The 21,245-nt window shown below is 43.7% G+C and carries 15 protein-coding genes; 13 read left to right on the top strand and 2 right to left on the bottom strand.

The window, feature by feature from the left end; translation table 11 throughout:
* Positions 1–48: 48 nt before the first annotated feature.
* The 11 genes from OH463_RS21490 to rmf all read left to right on the top strand — a co-directional run bounded on the left by OH463_RS21490 (position 49) and on the right by rmf (position 17,833).
* Positions 49–714, top strand: a complete 666-nt coding sequence (locus tag OH463_RS21490; protein ID WP_005446804.1) for a hypothetical protein — start codon at positions 49–51, stop codon at positions 712–714.
* Positions 715–946: 232 nt separating this feature from the next.
* Positions 947–3,553, top strand: coding sequence for an aminopeptidase N (gene pepN, locus OH463_RS21485; RefSeq protein WP_269992588.1), 2,607 nt, complete (start codon positions 947–949; stop codon positions 3,551–3,553).
* A gap of 66 nt (positions 3,554–3,619) precedes the next feature.
* Entirely contained in the window at positions 3,620–3,838 is a 219-nt protein-coding gene (locus tag OH463_RS21480; protein WP_005446806.1) for a DUF2835 domain-containing protein, read from the top strand.
* A 199-nt stretch (positions 3,839–4,037) separates the two neighbouring features.
* Positions 4,038–8,879 carry an NAD-glutamate dehydrogenase gene (locus tag OH463_RS21475; RefSeq protein WP_005446807.1) on the top strand — a complete coding sequence of 1,614 codons (4,842 nt, stop codon included), beginning with the start codon at positions 4,038–4,040 and terminating at the stop codon, positions 8,877–8,879.
* 304 nt (positions 8,880–9,183) lie between these two features.
* Positions 9,184–10,194 (top strand): quinone-dependent dihydroorotate dehydrogenase, encoded by a 1,011-nt coding sequence (pyrD, locus tag OH463_RS21470; RefSeq protein WP_017190185.1) that lies wholly within the window; start codon positions 9,184–9,186, stop codon positions 10,192–10,194.
* Between the two features lie 169 nt (positions 10,195–10,363).
* Positions 10,364–10,906: a cell division protein ZapC gene (locus OH463_RS21465; protein ID WP_017190184.1), complete on the top strand. Its 543-nt coding sequence runs from the start codon at positions 10,364–10,366 to the stop codon at positions 10,904–10,906.
* Positions 10,907–11,417: 511 nt separating this feature from the next.
* The gene (rlmKL, locus tag OH463_RS21460; protein WP_017190183.1) at positions 11,418–13,541 is read left to right on the top strand and encodes a bifunctional 23S rRNA (guanine(2069)-N(7))-methyltransferase RlmK/23S rRNA (guanine(2445)-N(2))-methyltransferase RlmL; all 2,124 of its coding nucleotides are present in this window, start codon (positions 11,418–11,420) and stop codon (positions 13,539–13,541) included.
* An 18-nt stretch (positions 13,542–13,559) separates the two neighbouring features.
* Positions 13,560–13,811, top strand: a complete 252-nt coding sequence (locus OH463_RS21455; protein ID WP_009702647.1) for a glutaredoxin family protein — start codon at positions 13,560–13,562, stop codon at positions 13,809–13,811.
* Positions 13,789–15,708: an ABC transporter ATP-binding protein gene (locus OH463_RS21450; protein WP_017190182.1), complete on the top strand. Its 1,920-nt coding sequence runs from the start codon at positions 13,789–13,791 to the stop codon at positions 15,706–15,708. The genes OH463_RS21455 and OH463_RS21450 overlap by 23 nt, the downstream gene beginning before the upstream one ends.
* Positions 15,709–15,715: 7 nt before the next feature.
* Positions 15,716–17,488: a DUF3466 family protein gene (locus OH463_RS21445; protein WP_269992585.1), complete on the top strand. Its 1,773-nt coding sequence runs from the start codon at positions 15,716–15,718 to the stop codon at positions 17,486–17,488.
* 171 nt (positions 17,489–17,659) lie between these two features.
* Entirely contained in the window at positions 17,660–17,833 is a 174-nt protein-coding gene (gene rmf / locus OH463_RS21440; RefSeq protein WP_005446820.1) for a ribosome modulation factor, read from the top strand.
* A 171-nt stretch (positions 17,834–18,004) separates the two neighbouring features.
* On the opposite strand, the gene fabA is transcribed toward rmf, so the two are convergent.
* Complete coding sequence (gene fabA, locus OH463_RS21435; RefSeq protein ID WP_005390081.1) at positions 18,005–18,523, bottom strand: bifunctional 3-hydroxydecanoyl-ACP dehydratase/trans-2-decenoyl-ACP isomerase; 519 nt, start codon at positions 18,521–18,523, stop codon at positions 18,005–18,007.
* 70 nt (positions 18,524–18,593) lie between these two features.
* Positions 18,594–20,234, bottom strand: coding sequence for a Lon protease family protein (locus tag OH463_RS21430; protein WP_269992583.1), 1,641 nt, complete (start codon positions 20,232–20,234; stop codon positions 18,594–18,596).
* Between the two features lie 211 nt (positions 20,235–20,445).
* Here OH463_RS21430 and matP point away from each other — a divergent pair, with 211 nt between their 5' ends.
* Both matP and OH463_RS21420 read left to right on the top strand, forming a co-directional pair.
* Positions 20,446–20,895: a macrodomain Ter protein MatP gene (matP, locus tag OH463_RS21425; RefSeq protein WP_005446823.1), complete on the top strand. Its 450-nt coding sequence runs from the start codon at positions 20,446–20,448 to the stop codon at positions 20,893–20,895.
* A 10-nt stretch (positions 20,896–20,905) separates the two neighbouring features.
* Positions 20,906–21,217 (top strand): DUF3634 family protein, encoded by a 312-nt coding sequence (locus OH463_RS21420; RefSeq protein ID WP_005446826.1) that lies wholly within the window; start codon positions 20,906–20,908, stop codon positions 21,215–21,217.
* The last annotated feature ends 28 nt before the right edge of the window (positions 21,218–21,245 follow it).

Below are 21,245 nucleotides of genomic sequence, written 5' to 3'. Positions count from 1 at the left end.
AAATGAGATCTAGAGCCTAAGCTAAAAGAAAACGATAAGGATACCGTTATGAAATGGTTCATTATTTTACTTAGCTTTTGCTGCTTTAGTGTTTCTAGCGCGGAAACCAACAAGGAAGACGAACTTAGTCACTTTGACACTCCATTCTTGATAGGAGATTGGTATTTGATGAATCCAAACCCTGATGATTCTTCAGAGAACTTTAGAGCGATAAAACTCACCCTTGGCTCGGACTACACGTTCTCTATCGACATTCAGAAAAAAGATTACTCAATCGACCATTGGGAAGGACTCTATAACGCCAATGAGGACACCATCGTCCTTGGGTTGAATACTGATGAACCGCAAATTTATGCATATCGTAATAACCACAACACTCTAGACTTGAATGGTGTAACCTTCACTAAGGGGTTGTCGAATGCACTTGCAGGTATTTGGTCAAGCTCTCAAGTTGGAGGGGATGGTATGCTTGCAAATAACATCAACCAAATGGACTTAATTCTTCAACCAGACTTTGTATTTATGTTTAGAGTGTCAAATGAAGAAGGTGAAGAGGCAGTGAAACAAGGCGTGTTTTACACAGAAGGTGAGCATCTAGTTCTTTTGTACGAGAACGGAGAGCACGGAACCCGCTATACATTGAACCAAAACGAGCTTACGATTCAAGATTCTAACGGTGATATGTACGCGGTACTTAATCGAGTAACACCATAAATGATTCATCACCATTATTTCACGCAGGGTTATTAATAGTGAAACATTCTGATGTTGATTAAATGTTAAACAGAAAGCGGAGCTAAGACACTAAAAGCTCCGTTTTTTTATAGAAAGACTTGTATTCTGATACCACAACCCCTACAAATAGCTTATATCGTGATACCAGTAAGAGGTGTTTGAGCCTCTAGTCCTGGTATTTTTGTGGTTCTATATACAAGGATTTATGGACATGTCTCAAGCTCCCCAAGCGAAATATCGCAAAGATTATAAAGCGCCATCTCATACAATTACCGATATTGATTTGACGTTTGATCTTTATGACAACGACACGATCGTTACAGCAGTATCAAAAGTAGTTCAAAAGGGTGAATTAACCACATTAGAACTCGATGGTGAAGGGCTAGAGCTACGCTCTGTAAAAGTGAACGGTGAAGACTGGTCTCATCATGAAGTCAAAGAAGCCTCTCTAGTTGTTACCGATCTGCCAGCAGAATTTGATTTAGAAATCGTTACTAAGATCGACCCGGAAGCAAACACCGCACTTGAAGGTCTTTACAAATCAGGGGGGGCGTTCTGTACACAGTGTGAAGCAGAAGGCTTTCGTCGTATTACTTACTACCTAGATCGTCCAGACGTTCTTGCGAAATACACAACAAAAGTGATCGCAGACAAAACCGTGTATCCATTTCTATTAAGCAATGGTAACCGCGTAGCTGAAGGTGAGGCAGAAAATGGTCGTCATTGGGTTCAATGGCAAGACCCACATCCAAAACCTGCTTACTTGTTCGCTTTGGTTGCCGGTGACTTTGATGTACTACGTGATAAATACACAACCACATCAGGTCGTGAAGTAGACCTAGAAATCTTTGTCGACAAAGGCAACCTCGATCGCGCGGGTCACGCAATGACTTCGTTGATCAACTCAATGAAGTGGGACGAAGATCGCTTTGGTCTTGAGTACGATCTTGATATCTACATGATCGTTGCGGTTGATTTTTTCAACATGGGTGCAATGGAAAACAAAGGTTTAAACATCTTCAACTCGAAGTTTGTGCTTGCGAATGAAAAAACCGCGACTGACCGCGAATACCTTGGCATTGAAGCGGTAATCGGTCATGAATACTTCCACAACTGGACTGGTAACCGCGTGACTTGTCGCGATTGGTTCCAACTGAGCTTAAAAGAAGGTCTAACGGTATTCCGTGACCAAGAGTTTTCGTCCGATCTTGGTTCACGCGCAGTAAACCGCATCGACAACGTTCGCATTATCCGTGGTCCTCAGTTTGCGGAAGACTCAAGCCCAATGTCACACCCAATTCGCCCAGATAAAGTTATTGAAATGAATAACTTCTACACGCTAACCGTGTACGAAAAAGGCAGCGAAGTGATCCGCATGTACCACACGTTACTTGGCGAAGAAGGCTTCCAAAAAGGCATGAAGCTTTACTTCGAACGTCATGATGGTACAGCGGCAACGTGTGAAGATTTTGTTTCTGCAATGGAAGACGCAACAGGCGTTGATCTTAAGCAATTCCGCTTATGGTATAGCCAATCGGGTACACCAACACTTCGCGTAAACAGCGAATATAACGCTGAAGCAAAAACTTACGCGTTAACGGTTGAGCAATTTACTGAAGCAACGCACGACCAAGCAGAAAAGCAAGCGCTACATATTCCATTCGATATTGAACTATACGCACAAAATGGCGATGTGATTCCACTGGTTATCAACGGTGAATCCGTACACAACGTTTTGGACGTGAAGCAAGACAAGCAGACTTTCGTATTCGAAAATGTTGCAGAACAACCAGTACCATCATTGCTTCGTGAGTTCTCTGCACCGGTTAAATTGGAATACGATTACAGCGATGATGAACTGATTTTCTTGATGAAGCACGCAACGAACGATTTTGCTCGTTGGGATGCAAGCCAAATGCTGCTAGCGAAATACATTCGTCAAAACGTAACTAACGTTCAAGCGGGTGGTGAGGTTAAGCTATCAGAAGACTTAATCGATGCATTCCGTGGCGTGTTACTAGATGCAAACCTTGAACCTGCATTTATTGCTCAAGTGTTTTCTCTGCCTTCCATCAACGAAATCACTGGTTGGTACAAGCAGATTGATATTGATGCGGTAGATACGGTACTGAATAGCATTACAGTGTCACTTTCTAAAGAACTAGAAGATGAACTGAGTGCTACTTATCACGCATTGAACCAAACAGAATACAGCATTGACCATGCAGCGATTGGCAAACGCGCTCTGCGCAACCAGTGCTTGCAGTTCTTAGCTTACACTGAAAAGGGTAACGAGCTAGCAAAAGCGCAGTATGAATCATCAAACAATATGACCGACACAATTGCGGCGATGAGTGCAGCGAACAGTGCACAACTTGAATGTCGTGAAGCGTTAATGGCGGATTACAGCGACAAGTGGAAGCACGATGGTCTGGTTATGGACAAATGGTTTGTTCTTCAGGGCAGCAACCCGATTGAGAACGCACTTGAGAAAGTAAAAGAAACCATGAGCCACGAAGCGTTTAGCTTGAAGAACCCGAACCGCACGCGCAGTTTGATTGGTTCGTTCTTGAACGCAAACCCAGTACGTTTCCATGATAAATCTGGTTCTGGCTACCAATTTGCTGGTGAGATCCTTCGTCAGTTGAATGATAGTAACCCACAAGTGGCGTCCCGCATGATCGATCCTCTATTGAAATTCCGTAAATACGATGAAGGTCGTCAAGCGCTTATTCGTGCAGAGCTTGAAAAGCTTAAAGCGATGGACAATCTAGCGAAAGACTTATTCGAAAAAGTGACTAAAGCACTAGACGAATAATCGACAAAAGAATAGGGTGGTCATTACGATCACCCTAGTTTTTTGTTCTGACAACAATCCATTTTCATGAACCAGTATTACTTCTCTCTCAACATCTCTTATCAAACATTTCTTTCACACTACTCTGGTGCCGCAAGTTCTGTACAAGTCATTACTGACAATGGTTTGAGGGTGCAACTAGATGCATCAAAATTTCGACCATTTCTTAGTCAATTAGGCATTAGAGGTCGTTTTAGACTCACAACTGACCAAAATAATAAGTTTCTAAAGTTAGAAACTCTGTGATGCCTGATATTCCTAGTGAGTTAAACAGGAATCTTAGTCACATAATCAAACATTTCACCTCCTACCACTGCGAATTTTTGTTAAACATTTGTAATTATGCTTTTACAATAAGTGCATGCATTACCTATGCTTAGTTTCGAGGCTAAAACCCGAAGTTAAGTCCCCCTACAAAACAACAATTCTAATGTGGAGTGTGAATATGACCGCGCGTGAAAATGTAGTGCCGGTTCTGCTTGAAAAGGTATACCAACTAATTCAAGACAAACTCGAGCTTTCTCACCAACCGCTTGTAACTAAACTTGCTCAACACTTATTTAGTAACATTGCTGATGATGACTTGATTCAGCGAAACGAATCCGACCTATATGGTGCCGTTGTTAGTCTGTGGCATCATGTCAATGAAAAGAAACCAGAAGACATTTCTGTCAGGGTATTCAACCCAACTGTCAGCCGCCAAGGTTGGCAATCAACACACACTATTGTTGAAATTGTTGTTCCGGACAGCCCGTTTTTGGTGGATTCCATCAAGATGGCGTTAACGCGACTTGACCTTGTTTCTCACTTGATGCTCAACAACCCAACGCAACTAGAACGCGATAAAAAAGGGCAAGTGACGGACGTTAATGGCGAGGGTGGTGTTCTTCAATCTCTGTTCCATATCGAAGTTGACCGCTTAACCAGTAAAGGTGAAATGCAAGAGCTGAAAAATGAGCTACTGACCATTTTGTCTGACACGCGTTTAGTGGTTGATGATTGGAAACAAATGGTTGATAAACTTAAGATCGTTACTGATGATCTTGAAAAGAACAAAGATCGAGTTTCGATGAAGACTGATCGTTTAGATGAGACGATCGAATACCTACGTTGGTTAGGGGATCATAACTTCACCTTCATGGGTTACAAAGAGTATGATCTTGTTAGCGTCAATGGTGACACTGAGCTGCAACCTGTTAAAGAGAAAGGTCTTGGTCTCTTTGCCGATGACAATCGCATTCGTAGCATCAAGCTTTCTGAACTGTCCGACTCTGCGCGCCTAGAAGCGAAAAAGCCTTACGCATTGATCATCACTAAGGGCAATCAAGCATCTCGTATTCACCGCCCAGCTTACACTGACTACATTGGCGTTAAGAAATTCGATAAGAACGGCAAAGTGATTGGTGAGCACCGTTTCACAGGTCTTTACACTTCTGCTGTATACAACCAAGCCGTACAAAGTATTCCTCTGATCCGCGAGAAAGTGGATCGTATTCTAGAAGCGAGTGGTTACCGTAACGGATCGTACTCGTACAAAGCCCTGCACAACATTCTAGAAAACTACCCACGTGACGAATTACTTCAAGCTCGTGAAGAAGAGTTATTGGAAGTGGGGATGGGCGTCGTGCAAATGCAAGATCGTGACTTGTTACGTCTATTTGTTCGTAAAGACCCGTTTGGTCGATTCTTCAGCTGTATGGTTTACGTGACAAAAGATCGATACAACACAGAGCTTCGTCGTCAAACGCAACGCATTCTTAAGCAGTACTTTGGCTGTGAACAAGAGGTTGAATTCACAACCTTCTTCTCAGAAAGCCCGTTGGCGAGAACCCATTACATTGTTCGTGTAGACAATAACAACATTGATGTAGACGTGAAAAAGATTGAGCAGAACTTAATGGAAGTATCGACTTCATGGGACGACCGCCTAAAAGAGTCTATCATTGCTAACTTTGGTGAAAGCAAAGGTCTTCCGCTTTCGAAAGAGTACATGAGCGCATTCCCACGTTCATATAAAGAAGACATGATGCCAGGTTCTGCGGTTGCAGATATCGAACGTCTAGAAGCGTTAAGCGACGACAACAAACTCGGCATGTTGTTCTATCGTCCGCAAGAAGAAGCGGCTGAATCGAAAGCAGTTCGCTTGAAGCTATACCACCGCGACGAGCCAATTCACCTATCCGACGTGATGCCAATGTTGGAAAACCTAGGGTTACGTGTGATCGGCGAATCGCCTTATGAGATCGAAACCAACAATGGTCAAACATTCTGGATCCTAGATTTCTCAATGCTGCATAAGAGCGACAAGACCGTTGATCTTCGTGAAGCTCGCGATCGTTTCCAACAAGCATTCGCAGCGATTTGGGCAGGTAACCTAGAGAGTGATGGCTTCAACCGCTTGGTACTAGGCGCTTCACTGTCTGGTCGTGAAATCTCAATTCTTCGTGCATACGCGCGCTACATGCGCCAGGTTGGTTTCCCATTCAGCCAACAATACATAGAAGATACCCTTAGCCATTACCCAGATTTGGCAACGGGTCTAGTAAACTTGTTTGCCAAACGATTCGATCCAAAACACAAAGGCAGCGAGAAAGGTCAGAACGATCTTATCAAGAAAATAACCGAGCAACTGGATCGTGTTGAAAGCCTAGATGATGATCGTATCATCCGTCGCTACATGGAAATGATCACGGCAACGCTACGTACTAACTACTACCAATTGGACGAAAATAAGCAGCCTAAACCTTGGTTATCATTGAAGATGAAGCCAAGCGAAATCCCAGATATTCCTCAGCCAGTGCCTGCGTTTGAGATCTTCGTTTACGCACCTGATATTGAAGGTGTACACCTACGTGGCGGTAAAGTCGCGCGTGGTGGTTTGCGTTGGTCGGATCGTCAAGAGGACTTCCGTACTGAAATTCTTGGTCTGGTTAAAGCACAGCAAGTTAAGAACACGGTTATTGTTCCTGTGGGTGCAAAAGGTGGCTTCGTATGTAAACGTCAGCCAACTCTAACTAACCGTGATGAAATCTTCGCTGAAGGTCAACGTTGTTACAAACGCTTCATTCGCGCGCTTCTCGATGTGTCCGATAACATCATCGAAGGCGAAGTTATTCCGCCGAAGAGTGTAGTGCGTCACGATGAAGACGACCCATACTTAGTTGTTGCCGCCGATAAAGGTACAGCAACATTCTCTGATTTGGCGAACTCTGTATCGGATGAGTACAACTTCTGGCTAGGTGACGCGTTTGCGTCAGGTGGTTCTAACGGTTATGACCACAAAGCAATGGGTATCACTGCGAAAGGTGGTTGGGAATCGGTGAAACGCCACTTCCGAGAAATGGGCATCAACTGTCAAACCACTGACTTCACAGCAATTGGTGTGGGTGATATGGCAGGGGACGTATTTGGTAACGGTATGCTGCTATCTAAGCATATTCGTCTACAAGCTGCGTTTAACCATATGCACATCTTCATTGATCCAAATCCGGATTCAGCCACCAGCTGGGAAGAGCGTAATCGCTTGTTCAATCTCCCACGATCAAGCTGGGAAGATTACAACGCCGAGTTGATCTCGCAGGGCGGTGGTATTTTCTCTCGTCGCTCTAAATCGATCCAACTAACGCCAGAAATCCAAAAAATGCTGGGCACGAAGAAAGCGTCTCTAGCGCCAAACGATCTGATTAAGATGATCCTGCAAATGGAAGTGGATCTGCTTTGGAATGGTGGTATCGGTACGTATGTTAAAGCTTCCAGCGAGACACACACTGATGTTGGCGACCGTGCAAATGACGTACTCCGTATCGATGGACGTGATTTAAAAGCGAAAGTAGTTGGTGAAGGCGGTAACTTAGGTATGACTCAGCTTGGTCGTATCGAATACGCAAGCACAGGCGGTCGTGTAAATACGGACTTTGTAGATAACGTTGGTGGCGTAGACTGTTCGGACAACGAAGTGAACATTAAGATCTTCTTGAATGGTTTAGTATCGAATGGCGATCTAACGGTTAAACAACGCAACCAGATTCTTGAATCGATGGAAGACGAAGTGGGCGAAATCGTATTGGACGATGCATACCGTCAATCTGAGTCTATTTCGGTGACTGAACAGCAAGGTGTTGGCATCGTTAAAGAGCAAATCCGCTTTATCCATACAATGGAGAAAGCAGGGTACTTGGATCGTGCTCTTGAGTACATTCCAGACGATGAAACCTTGATTGAGCGAGAGAAACAAGGTCTTGGTCTGACACGTCCTGAACTTTCAGTACTAGTAGCTTACGGTAAGATGGTTCTGAAAGAACAATTGGTTGCTGACGAAATTGCAAATGATGAATTCCATGGAAAACAGTTAGTTGCTTATTTCCCAAGTGAGTTACGCCGTAACTACAAAGATCAGATGGTAAACCACCCGCTGCGTGCTGAAATCATCGCAACAGCGCTAGCAAACCAAATGGTTAATGAAATGGGCTGTAACTTCGTGACTCGTCTTCAAGAAGAGACGGGCGCGAGTGTCGTTGATATTGCGAACGCTTACAGTGCAACACGTGAGATCTTCGAACTGGAAGATATTCTTAAGCAAACTCGTGCACTCGATAACGTTGCAACTGCAGAAGCACAGTATGAGATCATGTTTTATGTACGTCGCGCATTGCGCCGTATCTCTCGTTGGTTACTTCGCAATCGCAGCGGTAAGAGCACAGTAACCGAGCTCGTTGCGCTATATAAAGACGATGTTCACACTATTACTGAAACGCTGGACACCATGCTAGTTGCATCAGAAGTGGAAGAGCATAACGAACTTGCTCAGAAATGGATTGAGCGCGGAGTAGAGGAGAAACTGGCACACCACGTAGCTCGTCTCTCTAGCCTACAGTCTGCACTGGATATTTCAACAGTAGCAAGCGAAACGGGTAAAACGGTTGAACAAGCCTCGAAGCTTTACTTTAATCTAGGTGACCGTTTATCACTTCACTGGTTCTTGAAACAGATCAATAGCCAAGCGGTTGATAATAACTGGCAAGCTCTTGCCCGTGCAGCATTCCGTGAGGATCTTGATTGGCAACAACGTCAATTGACTGCTCAAGTTCTAACTTGCGGCTGCTCAACAGAAGATCTAGACGTGATGCAAGCACTCGAAGATTGGATGACAACGAATGAATTGTCATTGCATCGTTGGGAGAGCATCTTAAATGAATTCAAAGTTGGTTCCGTTCATGAGTTCGCTAAGTTCTCTGTTGCACTTCGAGAATTGGTTCTACTTAACCTGAACTGTTCTTCGAACGAATAGGGTAAGTGACTTTAGCAAAAGCCTCGCAATCGCGGGGCTTTTTTATGTTCAAATCACTATAACTCCACACAACAAGTGACGCCGTAACGTGAAATTTGAGTTTTCCTGGCATGAAATCGTTTGCTTTTAAATAAAAAGCTAGCAATTTTGTATAGAGAATAGAGTGCTAATCAACTGTTTTTATGAACAAAATTAAAATGAGACATACTATTTTGCTGAATTCACTCATTTTCATTGAATTGCACTGAAAAACAGTAAATAATATTGACCCGTTTACACGGGGCTTTTTTCTTTCGGAGGCACAATGCTTTACCGTCTAGCCAGAACTGGCTTTTTCCAACTTGATGCCGAAAAGGCACATGATCTTGCAATCAAAAACTTCCAACGCTTTAACGGCACTCCTCTCGATCTTTTCTATCGTCAACAATTACCAAATCGTCCAGTAGAATGCATGGGGCTTACATTCCGTAACCCAGTGGGTCTTGCTGCTGGTTTGGACAAAAACGGCGAATGTATCGAAGCGTTTGACGCTATGGGCTTTGGTTTTGTCGAAGTTGGTACTGTTACGCCTCGTCCGCAACCAGGTAACGACAAGCCACGTTTGTTCCGCCTAGTTGAAGCGGAAGGTATCATCAACCGTATGGGCTTTAACAACCTAGGTGTGGATCATCTGGTTGAGAATGTGAAAAAGGCAAAATACAACTGCATTCTTGGTATCAACATTGGTAAAAATAAAGATACACCAATTGAGAAAGGGGCAGAGGACTACCTGATTTGTATGGAAAAAGTGTACGAGTATGCCGGTTACATCGCCGTGAACATCTCGTCACCAAATACACCAGGGCTTCGTTCACTTCAGTACGGTGAAGCGCTAGACGAATTGCTATCTGAACTCAAAGAGAAACAAGCAGAACTTGCAGAAAAGCACGGTAAGTACGTACCACTTGCGCTAAAAATTGCACCGGATTTGAGCGATGACGAAATCAGCCAGATCTGTGAGTCGCTAATTAAGAATAACATCGACGGTGTGATTGCAACAAACACAACGCTTGATCGCACAGTCGTTGAAGGCATGAAACATGCGAACGAAGCGGGTGGTCTAAGCGGACGTCCGGTTCAATCACGTTCAACAGAAGTTGTTCGTAAACTTCATGAAGAGCTTGGCGATAAACTTCCGATAATCGGTGTGGGCGGTGTTGACTCATACGTTGCAGCGAAAGAGAAAATGATGGCAGGTGCACAACTTGTTCAAGTTTACACTGGTTTCATCTACCACGGACCAGGTCTCGTACGCGATATTGTTAAAAATCTATAAGAGCAATCGCTAAATCGTTGAGAAATCGACGCTTGTTACTAAAAAAAGAGGAATTCGTTTCCTCTTTTTTTTTGCCCGTTCGTTTGTAAAATTTAAAAATCATGAGTAGGTAATTAAGCGTCTTACCTCTTATTACTGATTAACTAGTCACAAACAAGAGAACGGAATAATGCTTAAACCCAGCGACAAATGGAATTGGTATTTTGACGAGCAGAAAGCTTGCCTAATGCTGGATTTGGGGGAGGAGATGATTTTCCAAACCAATCTATGCCGTAAGCTGTTGGTCAATTGTGCCTTCTCAGACAATGAATTCACTGTTGATGACGCAAGCGCGTTTCAAACGTACAACGAACGAATCCGTTGTCTCGACATCAACGAATACCGTCAAGCCGAACTTACGCTCTATTGCGTAGCTGCAAAACGCTTTCATAAACCTGTTCAACCGAAGAGCTGGTTCTTCGACGCCCAATGCGATGGACATGAGCCAGAAGAAGGGGATATGGTCTTCCTAACAAATCGATATTCAGAAGGTGTATTCATCGTTCTAGAACCAGGTGAAACATCAAGCCTATGTGCTTACGTAGGGCAGGATGAATTTCTACTTGATGGCAACAAAGTACTGCCATTTGGGCAACCAATTAAAGTAATGCACGATCGCATGGTGTGTGCCAATCACTTATTCACGATGGCACCAATGGCGATGGTGGGTTAATTTCCTTTTGATTTTTCTTTATTTTCGTTCCTTTGTTTGCATTAATCGACCTCATTAGGTCGATTTTTTTTGCCTAGAATTTTCTGAATATCTCCTCTTGTGCACGCCAAATACATGCCTAGGTGAGGGCTATTTTGTATCTCAGATATGAAGTAGCTCACTTTTATTCCACTTTTTTCATTTTAGCGTTTCCTTAATTTAGGCAACCAGACGCCTAATATTTCACCTTTTGTTCCCCTATACGCTCATTTTGTAAGTTAATTACACGCAAAATCAATAGCTGGTATAGACCAAAAATGATGTAAATAAGTATTCACTCTCGTTATGATGCTTGTCTTTACTAGAAAGTGATAAAGAGACGTATTCTGTTTGTAGATGTGTTGTGTTTTGATTTTCAACAGATGAGATTGGCGACTGTTTGAGCTAATAAAGTAAAAATGCCTTTAAAAACGAGGCATTGATCGTAAAGTCAGGTATAATCAAAGCCATTTTTTATCGACGAAAGAACACTATGAATCAATATCTCGCGGTAACTTCAAACGGCATGGAAAACTTGCTTGTTGAAGAACTGACTAAACTAGGCATTGAAAACGCCAAACCAGTACAGGCAGGCGTTAAATTTAAGGCGACGAATGAACAGATTTACCGTTGCTGTTTGTGGAGCCGCTTGGCGTCTCGATTTGTACGTGTTTTATCGGAATTTACCTGTAACGACGACATGGACCTTTACCTGTCGACGTCTTCAATCAACTGGGTAAACCAGTTCCATAGTTCAAAGCGCTTTGTGGTCGACTTCAATGGTACGAACCGTGAAATCCGCAACAGCCAATACGGTGCAATGAAAGTAAAAGACGGCATCGTAGATTGCTTTGAGAAGAAAGGGCTTCCTCGTCCAAACATTAGCAAAGAACGCCCTGATATCCGCGTTCACGTTCGTCTGCACAAAGACAAAGCTATTCTTGGTGTGGATATGGTGGGTAGTGGTCTTCATCAACGTGGCTACCGTCCAGAATCAGGTCGAGCTCCGCTACGTGAGACGCTTGCAGCAGCAATCATAATGCGTTGTGGCTGGGATGGTTCACAACCACTTCTAGACCCAATGTGTGGTTCTGGTACGTTGCTGATTGAAGCAGCGATGATGGCAGCCAATATGGCACCAGGCGTTAAGCGCAAACAGTGGGGCTTTGAAGCGCTAGAAGATTTTGAACCAGAGCTTTGGGCAGAGATTAAATCAGAGGCAAATGTACAAGCTCGACGCGGTGTCAAAAAAGTTGACGCTAAGTTTTTCGGTTTCGATAACGACCCGAAAGTATTGAAGGTTGCACGAGACAACGCTCGTAGAGCTGGTGTTGAAGAGTTGATTGAATTTGCACAAGGCGATGCAGCAACCATTACTCGTCCGGCTGGTTTCGAATCTGGCGTTATCGTTTCTAACCCGCCTTATGGTGAGCGTCTTGGCACTGAACCTGGTCTGATCGCGCTATACACAGCATTTGGTGGTCAGCTAAAAGCAGAGTTTGGCGGTTGTAAAGCTTCTATCTTCTCAAGTTCAGACGAGCTACTAAGCTGTCTTCGTATGCGTGCGGACAAACAGTTCAAATTGAACAATGGCGCGTTACCTTGTCACCAAAAGAACTACAGCATTGCAGAGCGTAGCGTTGATGAAGTGAAAGGTGCGGACACTAATGTTCAAATTGCACCAGACTTCTCAAACCGTTTGAAGAAAAACATTGGCAAGATTGGTAAGTGGGCACGTAAAGAGAAACTTGACTGTTACCGTATCTACGATGCGGATCTTCCAGAATACAATGTAGCGATCGACGTGTACGGCGATCAAATTGTGATTCAAGAATACGCAGCACCTAAGAATATCCCTGAAGAAAAAGCCAAGCGCCGTCTAACGGACATCATCCGTGCAACGATTCAGGTAACAGGTGTAGAAGCGAATAACGTAGTACTTAAAGTTCGTGAGAAGCAAAAGGGTCGTAGCCAGTACCAAAAATTAGGTCAAGTTTCAGAGACGCTTGAAGTAAACGAGTACGGAGTGAAGCTGATCGTAAACCTTCATGACTACCTAGACACGGGCTTGTTCTTGGATCATAAGATCACTCGTCGTCGTCTTGGCGAAATGGCACAGGGTAAAGATTTCCTTAACTTGTTTGCTTACACTGGCAGTGCAACAGTGCACGCTGCAGTTGGTGGAGCGCGTTCTACAACTACGGTAGATATGTCTAACACGTACCTCAACTGGGCGAAAGACAACATGCAGCTAAACGGTTGTGTTGGTCGCCAGCATCGTTTTGAGCAAGCTGACTGTCTCCAGTGGCTTGAGAACGCCAAAGGTGAATATGATCTTATCTTTATTGACCCACCGACGTTCTCTAACTCTAAACGCATGGAAACGTCGTTCGATGTACAACGCGATCATATTAAGCTAATGACAAACCTTAAGCGTCTGTTGCGTGCTGGCGGTACGATTGTTTTCTCGAACAACAAACGTCACTTCAAGATGGACGAAGCAGGGCTTGCAGAACTGGGCTTAAAAGCGCAGAACATTTCTTCTCAAACTCTGCCATTGGATTTTTCTCGTAACAAACAGATTCACAACTGCTGGTTGGTTACTCACGCCGAATAGGGACGGAACAGTAAAAGGATGTTGAACGTGCTAACGCTTTACAGCACTGAAGGATGCCATCTCTGCGAGATGGCGTTTGACCTCGTTAGTCAGATTGGTCTCGCCGAACAAACACACATCGTCGACATAGCGTTCGACGATGCTCTCTTTTCTCGTTACGGCGTAACAATTCCCGTATTAAAATATCAAGATTCTGAGTTGAACTGGCCGTTTGACTTAGAAAAACTCAAACATTGGTTGGATAATAATGGCATTACTTACCATTCATAACGCACAACTTGCATTTGGCGACCACCCATTACTAGACAAAGCAGAGTTCGCTCTTCAAGAAAATGAACGCGTTTGTTTAGTTGGTCGCAACGGTGCAGGTAAGTCTACGTTAATGAAAGTGCTTGCTGGCGACATTTTGTTGGACGATGGCAAGATTCAAATCACCCAAGACGTCGTTGTTTCTCGACTTGAACAAGATCCACCACGCAATCAAGAAGGCACAGTTTACGAATACGTATCTGGTGGTTTAGCTGAAATCGGTGAGCAGTTGAAGATCTATCATGATCTTCTCGATCTTGTCGCTCAGGACCCAAGTGAAAAGAACATTAATCGTCTTGCTAAGATTCAAGAACAGTTGGATCACCTTAACGCTTGGCGCTTTGATGATCGTGTTAAGAATGTACTTGGCGCGCTAAAGCTAAGCCCTGAAACCAAACTGACTGATCTATCGGGTGGTTGGCAACGTAAAGCCGCTCTCGCTCGTGCACTTGTTTGTGACCCTGATGTATTGCTTCTTGATGAGCCAACTAACCACCTTGATGTAACGACCATCGAATGGTTAGAGAACTTTCTAAAGGACTTCAAAGGCTCGATCATCTTCATTTCCCACGACCGTGCATTCATCAAATCGATGGCGACACGCATTGTTGACCTCGATCGCGGACAACTCGCTTCTTTCCCTGGTGATTATGACCAATACTTAAATGACAAAGAAGAGATGCTTCGTGTCGAAGAAATGCAAAATGCAGAGTTCGACAAAAAGCTAGCTCAGGAAGAAGTGTGGATTCGCCAAGGCATTAAAGCACGTCGTACACGCAACGAAGGTCGTGTTCGTGCCCTTAAAAAGCTTCGTGAAGAACGTCGTGACAGACGTGAGGTTCAGGGTAAAATTAACCTTAACATCGACGATGCTTCACGCTCAGGTAAGATCGTCTTTGAAGCTGAGAATGTCTCTTTTGCTTTTGAAGGCAAAAAAATCGTTGATAACTTTAGCTTCAACATTATGCGTGGTGATCGAATCGCACTGATTGGTCCTAACGGCTGTGGTAAAAGTACCGTTCTCAAGTTGCTATTAGGGCAATTATCAGCGCAAGGCGGTCGTCTTCATTGTGGAACAAAGCTCGAAGTGGCTTACTTCGATCAGTACCGTGAAATTCTTGATCCTGAAAAGACGGTTATTGATAACTTAGCAGATGGTAAGCAAGAAGTGATGGTTGGAGGGCGTCAGCGTCACGCATTGAGCTACCTACAAGATTTCTTGTTTGCACCAAAACGTGCTCGCACGCCAGTAAAAGCCTTGTCTGGAGGCGAAAAAAACCGTTTGTTGCTGGCTCGTATCTTGTTGAAACCTAACAACTTGCTTATTCTTGACGAACCTACCAACGATTTGGACATCGAAACGTTGGAACTTTTAGAAGAAATGCTTGCCAATTATCAGGGGACGTTACTGTTAGTGAGCCACGACCGTGAATTCGTAGACAATACGGTGACGACCAGTTGGATTTTTGAAGGTAACGGCATAATCGAAGAGTTTGTTGGTGGTTATCACGACGCAAAACAGCAGCGTGATCAAGTTCTTGCTTCGCGCAGTCAGGTTGAAAAAGCAGCGAAGAAAGAGAAAGTGGTTGAGGAAACTCCCAAAACTACGCAACCTAAGAACAATTCGAAGAAGTTATCGTATAAGCTGCAAAGAGAATTAGAGGCTCTTCCAGCTAAACTAGAACAATTAGAGGCGGATATTGAGACTCTACAAGAACAAGTGAACGACCCAGAGTTCTTCACTAAATCTGTAGAGCAGACTCAACCGGTATTGGAACAGCTCGCTGCGGTAGAGCAGGAGTTGGAAATCGCGTTCGAGAGATGGGAAGAACTCGAAGCAATGCAACAGGATAGTTAAGAATTCGATGAATTGTAGTAACAAATTCAAATTAACCTCCATCGCTATGATGGTCGGTACGGCAATGAATGCCAATGCAGCACTGTATCAAGTAGTTGAAGTTTCCCCTGAAAACGTCACTACGGAAACAGTGTACGGTGTCGCAATTCAACAAGGTGACGTGGATAATAATCCTGATACAGGAAAACCTTTCGCGCTGGGTTGTTTTGACAAAGGCGCAGATTGTGACTCAAAGCACTTTAAACTTGCGCTTGAAACGCGAGTAACCCCAATCTCAACTGGGCAAGAAGTCGACGGCGTTAGCTACCGTGAAGAAGTGCCATTTGCGATGGATTCGGGTTTCTTTTACGTACAAGAGTTCGATGACTTTGAAAGATACTGTACGAACGAACGTCGTTACTCAACATGTGAATCATGGGCATCAGTCCATTGGAGTCCTTGGAATAAAGAGGCTTTTAGTAAAGACTTTACTTCAAATGCACTAGCTTACGTCGAGGGTGATACACCTAATACTATTGATTCTGCAGCGTACACCAATAAGTACAACAATATCATTAACAGTCTTACTGCTGATGGTAAACCAGTTGGTAATCAGAGCGTTGTTAGTAGTTCCGACCCTTCGAATTTAGAAACTAGAAATACGGTTGTTGCTCCTGTAATCCCCAAAATTGAACCAAGCTCAGACACTGCTGTCGTTGTCGCGAGTCGAGCGTGGCGTACTGATGGTAAATTTACGGTCGGTAGTGTTTCAGAACGAGCTAGCAACGAAAATGGAACACACCACACTTCCAAAGCAGCTATTTGGGATGATTCTGGTACTGTAAGTCAAATCGCGTGGCCAAGTGGGAACTATATTGATGGTGAACGTTTAGCGCAAGGAAGTATGCGTGGCTTAGTTGAGGATGGAACTACTGTGTACGGTGTTGGTTACAATACCTACGATAATGACAACAACTACATGAACGCAACCGTGTTCGTGGGAACGTTGGCGAAAGAGGGTTCAGTAGTTGGCTCCACGTGGAAAAATATAGAAGTTGATGGCGCGCAACAAAGAATCAGTGGCGATACGGTTCATACCAACTCACGTCTAACTGACGTAAACGCAAATTTTGTTGCAATTGGCGAAGCCAAACGTTCGGGTCTTTATCTAATGCCAACAGGTTCTGCTCCAAATCGCCTTTTCATTGTTGATAATGTGACTAGCAGTTCAGTAAGTGCCTTCTACCCAACTTCTGGTATATTCTTTAGCGGTGCTGGCGGTCAAATGGGTGGCATCAACTCATACAATGAGATTGTTGGTCAATTAGACGCTGAGAAGACTCGCGAAGAAGAGGGTAAACCTCGCCGTAAACGTGGATTTATCTATCCATATGCTCAAGGTGGAACAGTTAGTGAGCGTGCTAAAGAAATCTTCGATGGCAAAGCATGGTTCCTCGACGATCTCACCAACGGTGCAAACGATCAGAGCGCAAGCGCCAGAGATATTTCTGACAGCAACAACGAGTTCCGTATCATTAGCGCTTCAGATATCAACGATGCCGGCGTTATCTCAGCGACAGCAATGAAGTGTGCAGGCGGTTATGACACAACAGCTCACAACTCTTTCTGTAGTAATGGTGAAGAGAAAATCGTTGCCGTCAAGCTTAAGCCGATTCCAGGTGCAACTAAAGCTGATATTCAATCACGCAGTGTTGAAGAGGAAGCTGCGGAACGCCAAGGCGCTGGTCTAGGATGGCTGGCTTTGACCATGCTGGGTCTATTCGGGTTCCGTAGAAAATAGTCAGTAATTTTTAAATCAAGCAGAGGCTCACAGAAATGAGTCTCTGCTTTTTTTATGCCTTGAGAAAATGCGCAATTTGATCGATTCTTGTAGATGGAGTCATAAAAACTCCATCAAAGTTTCACAATAACAGTAGTACGTTTGTAAATGGACCTGTATGAGGAATTAACTATGAAGAGACAAAAGCGTGATCGCCTAGAACGAGCTCAATCTCAAGGCTATAAAGCTGGGTTGAATGGAAGGTCTCAAGAGGCTTGCCCATATCAACAAATTGATGCTCGGTCATATTGGTTAGGTGGTTGGCGTGATGCCAGAGATGAAAGACAATCTGGTCTCTACAAATAAACTCTCCACATACAAACAGAAGGATTTGAAAGGGCTCGTTAAGAGCCTTTTCTGCGTTTAAAGCGGATGTTTTTAAATGTAGCAATTTACGCGTGTGTCTAAACTAAATGCCATAAGATAAAGAAAAGGCTCCTTTGATAGGAGCCTTGATAAATACTTCAGAGTAGGAGATTAGAAGCTTGAAGTGTCTTGGAACAAACCCACTTTCAGATCTTTTGCTACGTAGATTTCTTTACCATCTACGCATACACGACCATCAGCTAGACCCATTACTAATTTGCGGTTAACAACGCGCTTCATGTGGATCTCGTACGTTACTTTTTTCGCTGTTGGTAGGATTTGACCCGTAAACTTCACTTCGCCAACACCCAGAGCTCGACCTTTGCCTTTACCGCCAACCCAGCCTAGGAAGAAGCCAACAAGCTGCCACATAGCATCAAGACCAAGACAACCAGGCATTACTGGGTCACCAGGGAAGTGACAGTCAAAGAACCAAAGATCTGGAGTAATGTCCAATTCTGCGAGGATCAAACCTTTACCAAAATCGCCTTCAGTCTCAGACATTTTAGTAACACGATCCATCATTAGCATGTTTGGCGCAGGAAGCTGAGGGTAACCTGGTCCAAATAGCTCACCTTGGCTAGAAGCGAGAAGATCGTCACGGTTGTAAGAATCACGTTTGTTTTGCATTATCAATTACTCCAATTTTTGATAGCTGCATCTTAGTGAACACGTGTACGCTAAACAACTCCGATCAGTACTAGACAAACCAGTTTTTGATGCGCTCCACAATTCCTTCTGGATGCTCATGTCTTTCAAAGTTTTCAATACGTTCGGCAATTTTACCAATGATGCTGTCTTCTTCACCGCGAAATGGTTTAGACATAAGAATGGGAATCGCTTCATCAACAGTAGAAACTGACCAAATATGGAACTCACCATTCTTAATGCTTTGTATGACATCTTTATGTAACGCGAGATGTTTTAGGTTAGATTTAGGCATAATCACACCTTGCTCTCCCGTAAAGCCTTGGTGTTTACATACTTGGTAGAAGCCCTCAATCTTTTCATTCAAGCCTCCAACGGCTTGCACGCGACCAAATTGATCCACTGCACCAGTAACCGCGATCTGTTGATTCACTGGAGATTCTGACAAGGCACTCACCAAACAACATAGCTCTGCTAAGGAGGCACTGTCTCCATCGACTTCGCTGTATGATTGCTCGAATACAATCGAAGCGGAGTATGGTAGTGGTTCATCAAGATTCAGTGCTGAACTCACAAACGCTTGCATGATCATCATGCCCTTAGCATGTAGGTTGCCGCCAAGTTCTGCTTTGCGTTCGACGTCTGAAATATCACCATCACCAAAGTGAATAACACAAGAAATACGCGCAGGTTCCCCATAGGAGACAGGGTGTCCGGCCATATCAATCACTGTAAGACCATTAATTTGCCCAACCTGTTCGCCGGTCGTCTCAATGATCACTTGTCCATCAAGAATATCGTCCACAGCACGTTGTGGTAGGTAAGATTCACGGTAATATTTATCATCAATAGCACGATCAATATCGTCAAACTCGATACTCGATGAGTTTGAATACTGGCCAGCAAGACCTAACAGCTGGTTGTGCCACAGTACACCGAGAGGCAGATAGTGTTGATCTTCTGTATAGCGCATGCCGGCAAGAATTAATCTTCGGAAGGCTTCGTTACTCAATGCAGGGTGTTGGTATTCATGGCAAATCCAATTGACCAAACCAACGTATTTACTTAGGTTTTCTTGAGATAAGTGGATATCTTCTTCAACCTCAGTATACATCGTCAGACCTGTAGAAAAGTCTTCATCGACATATTCGATTTCCGCTAACTGGTTTCGATCGCCTGTAATGATCAGCTTTACATCGTAGTCTTGTGGTGCAAAAGGCGATGACGCAATTCGATTTGGTGTAAGGTTAATCGGAGCAAAGCTTCCACCTTGAACTGCTGCTTTAATGCTTGGCCAGCGCACAGCGTTTGCAAGCACTAAGTTGGCAGGAACAACAAGATAACCGCCATCTGCTTTAGACAGAAAGCCAGACTCAAATGTCGTTTGACCATCTTGATTCACGCTGTAGCGATCAAATAACTCTTTGGCATCGAGTGACTCAACTGTCACAACAGGCGCTGACGACTTATTCTTCAATACTTCGCTGACGAAACCACGATAAAGCGCATTATCAGTGCAATTCACTAATAAAATACGGGTTAATCCTTGAACACGAGTAAATCGGTCAATGGTCGCCTCAAGCCTAGGCTGAAGGTCAATAAAGGGCTTAATCGGTAGAGAAGTGGCTTTACTTAAAATCTCTTCGTACTGCTCGAAAGAAGGGGTGACATCTTGCCAGTTAACTTGGTTCATTCAAATTCATCATAATTTAGTCTTGCAAGCATTATAGCGAAACGACGATCAACTCCCTAGCGACAATTTGACCAATCCAAAAATTCTGCAAATTCAGTTGATTAAACCTTCGACAAATGAGTGATCAACATCGATACTTTTATGAGTTTTAATTGCCGAATCTGCACACTTGGGTTACGCTGTCACCATAAGTGTATTGAGGGTCAGAAGGATGAAATATCAACAGCTTGAAAATTTAGAATGTGGTTGGAAATGGAAGTATCTCATCAAAAAGTGGAAGGATGGTGAAGCCGTTACCCGATACATCGATACGAGCGAAGCCGATGCCGCAATTGCCGAACTTCGTAAACTTGAGCATGAGCCAACCCAAGTTCTTACTTGGATTGAAAACCACATGTCTGAAGAGCTTGATAATAAGCTGAAGCAAGCGATCCGTGCTAAGCGTAAACGTCACTTCAATGCAGAACAAGTCCACACGAAGAAAAAGTCCATCGATCTAGATTATCGAGTGTGGGAAAAACTCTCCAATCGAGCGAACGAGCTAGGCTGTACGTTATCCGATGCTATTGAGTATTTGTTATCAGAGGCATCTCGAAGTGAAAAAGCCAGTATGAAGGTATCGTCGCTGAAAGAAGACTTGAGTAAATTGCTTTCTAGCTAAGGAGTATCAAATGCTTTACGTAATATTGATTGCTGCTGTTGTCATTTTTTGGCTTATCGCCGTAGATAGACCTGTCCTAAAAGTTAAGTTTGAACAAGGGCAAATATCGAAGGTGAAAGGTCACATACCGCCTTCTTTTAAACACAACCTGCAAGACATCGCTGAGCATTCTCCGTTTGATGGCGAAATGAAAGTCTATAACCAACGTACAGGTATGCGCTTAACCTTTTCCAAAGACGTGCCGAAAAAAGTTCAACAACGCATTAGAAACGTTTTTCCTCACCAAGGCTTTAAGTCCACCAAAGGTAAAAAGCGAGCTTAAGAAAACTATCAATTACTTATTCGTGTTA

The sequence above is a fragment of the Vibrio sp. NFR genome (assembly GCF_027587095.1).
GTDB classification, from domain to species: domain Bacteria; phylum Pseudomonadota; class Gammaproteobacteria; order Enterobacterales; family Vibrionaceae; genus Vibrio; species Vibrio harveyi.
This window is presented reverse-complemented; position numbering and strand designations above follow the sequence as displayed.

What these genes read in the sequence shown, in the direction of transcription:
- rmf (WP_005446820.1), top strand. Translation starts at nt 17,660, where the DNA reads ATGAAGAGACAAAAGCGTGATCGCCTAGAACGAGCTCAATCTCAAGGC.
- OH463_RS21420 (WP_005446826.1), top strand. Translation starts at nt 20,906, where the DNA reads ATGCTTTACGTAATATTGATTGCTGCTGTTGTCATTTTTTGGCTTATC.
- pepN (WP_269992588.1), top strand. Translation starts at nt 947, where the DNA reads ATGTCTCAAGCTCCCCAAGCGAAATATCGCAAAGATTATAAAGCGCCA.
- OH463_RS21490 (WP_005446804.1), top strand. Translation starts at nt 49, where the DNA reads ATGAAATGGTTCATTATTTTACTTAGCTTTTGCTGCTTTAGTGTTTCT.
- fabA (WP_005390081.1), bottom strand. Translation starts at nt 18,523, where the DNA reads ATGCAAAACAAACGTGATTCTTACAACCGTGACGATCTTCTCGCTTCT.
- OH463_RS21455 (WP_009702647.1), top strand. Translation starts at nt 13,560, where the DNA reads ATGTTGAACGTGCTAACGCTTTACAGCACTGAAGGATGCCATCTCTGC.
- rlmKL (WP_017190183.1), top strand. Translation starts at nt 11,418, where the DNA reads ATGAATCAATATCTCGCGGTAACTTCAAACGGCATGGAAAACTTGCTT.
- OH463_RS21450 (WP_017190182.1), top strand. Translation starts at nt 13,789, where the DNA reads ATGGCATTACTTACCATTCATAACGCACAACTTGCATTTGGCGACCAC.
- OH463_RS21475 (WP_005446807.1), top strand. Translation starts at nt 4,038, where the DNA reads ATGACCGCGCGTGAAAATGTAGTGCCGGTTCTGCTTGAAAAGGTATAC.
- OH463_RS21445 (WP_269992585.1), top strand. Translation starts at nt 15,716, where the DNA reads ATGAATTGTAGTAACAAATTCAAATTAACCTCCATCGCTATGATGGTC.
- OH463_RS21480 (WP_005446806.1), top strand. Translation starts at nt 3,620, where the DNA reads ATGAACCAGTATTACTTCTCTCTCAACATCTCTTATCAAACATTTCTT.
- OH463_RS21430 (WP_269992583.1), bottom strand. Translation starts at nt 20,234, where the DNA reads ATGAACCAAGTTAACTGGCAAGATGTCACCCCTTCTTTCGAGCAGTAC.
- OH463_RS21465 (WP_017190184.1), top strand. Translation starts at nt 10,364, where the DNA reads ATGCTTAAACCCAGCGACAAATGGAATTGGTATTTTGACGAGCAGAAA.
- matP (WP_005446823.1), top strand. Translation starts at nt 20,446, where the DNA reads ATGAAATATCAACAGCTTGAAAATTTAGAATGTGGTTGGAAATGGAAG.
- pyrD (WP_017190185.1), top strand. Translation starts at nt 9,184, where the DNA reads ATGCTTTACCGTCTAGCCAGAACTGGCTTTTTCCAACTTGATGCCGAA.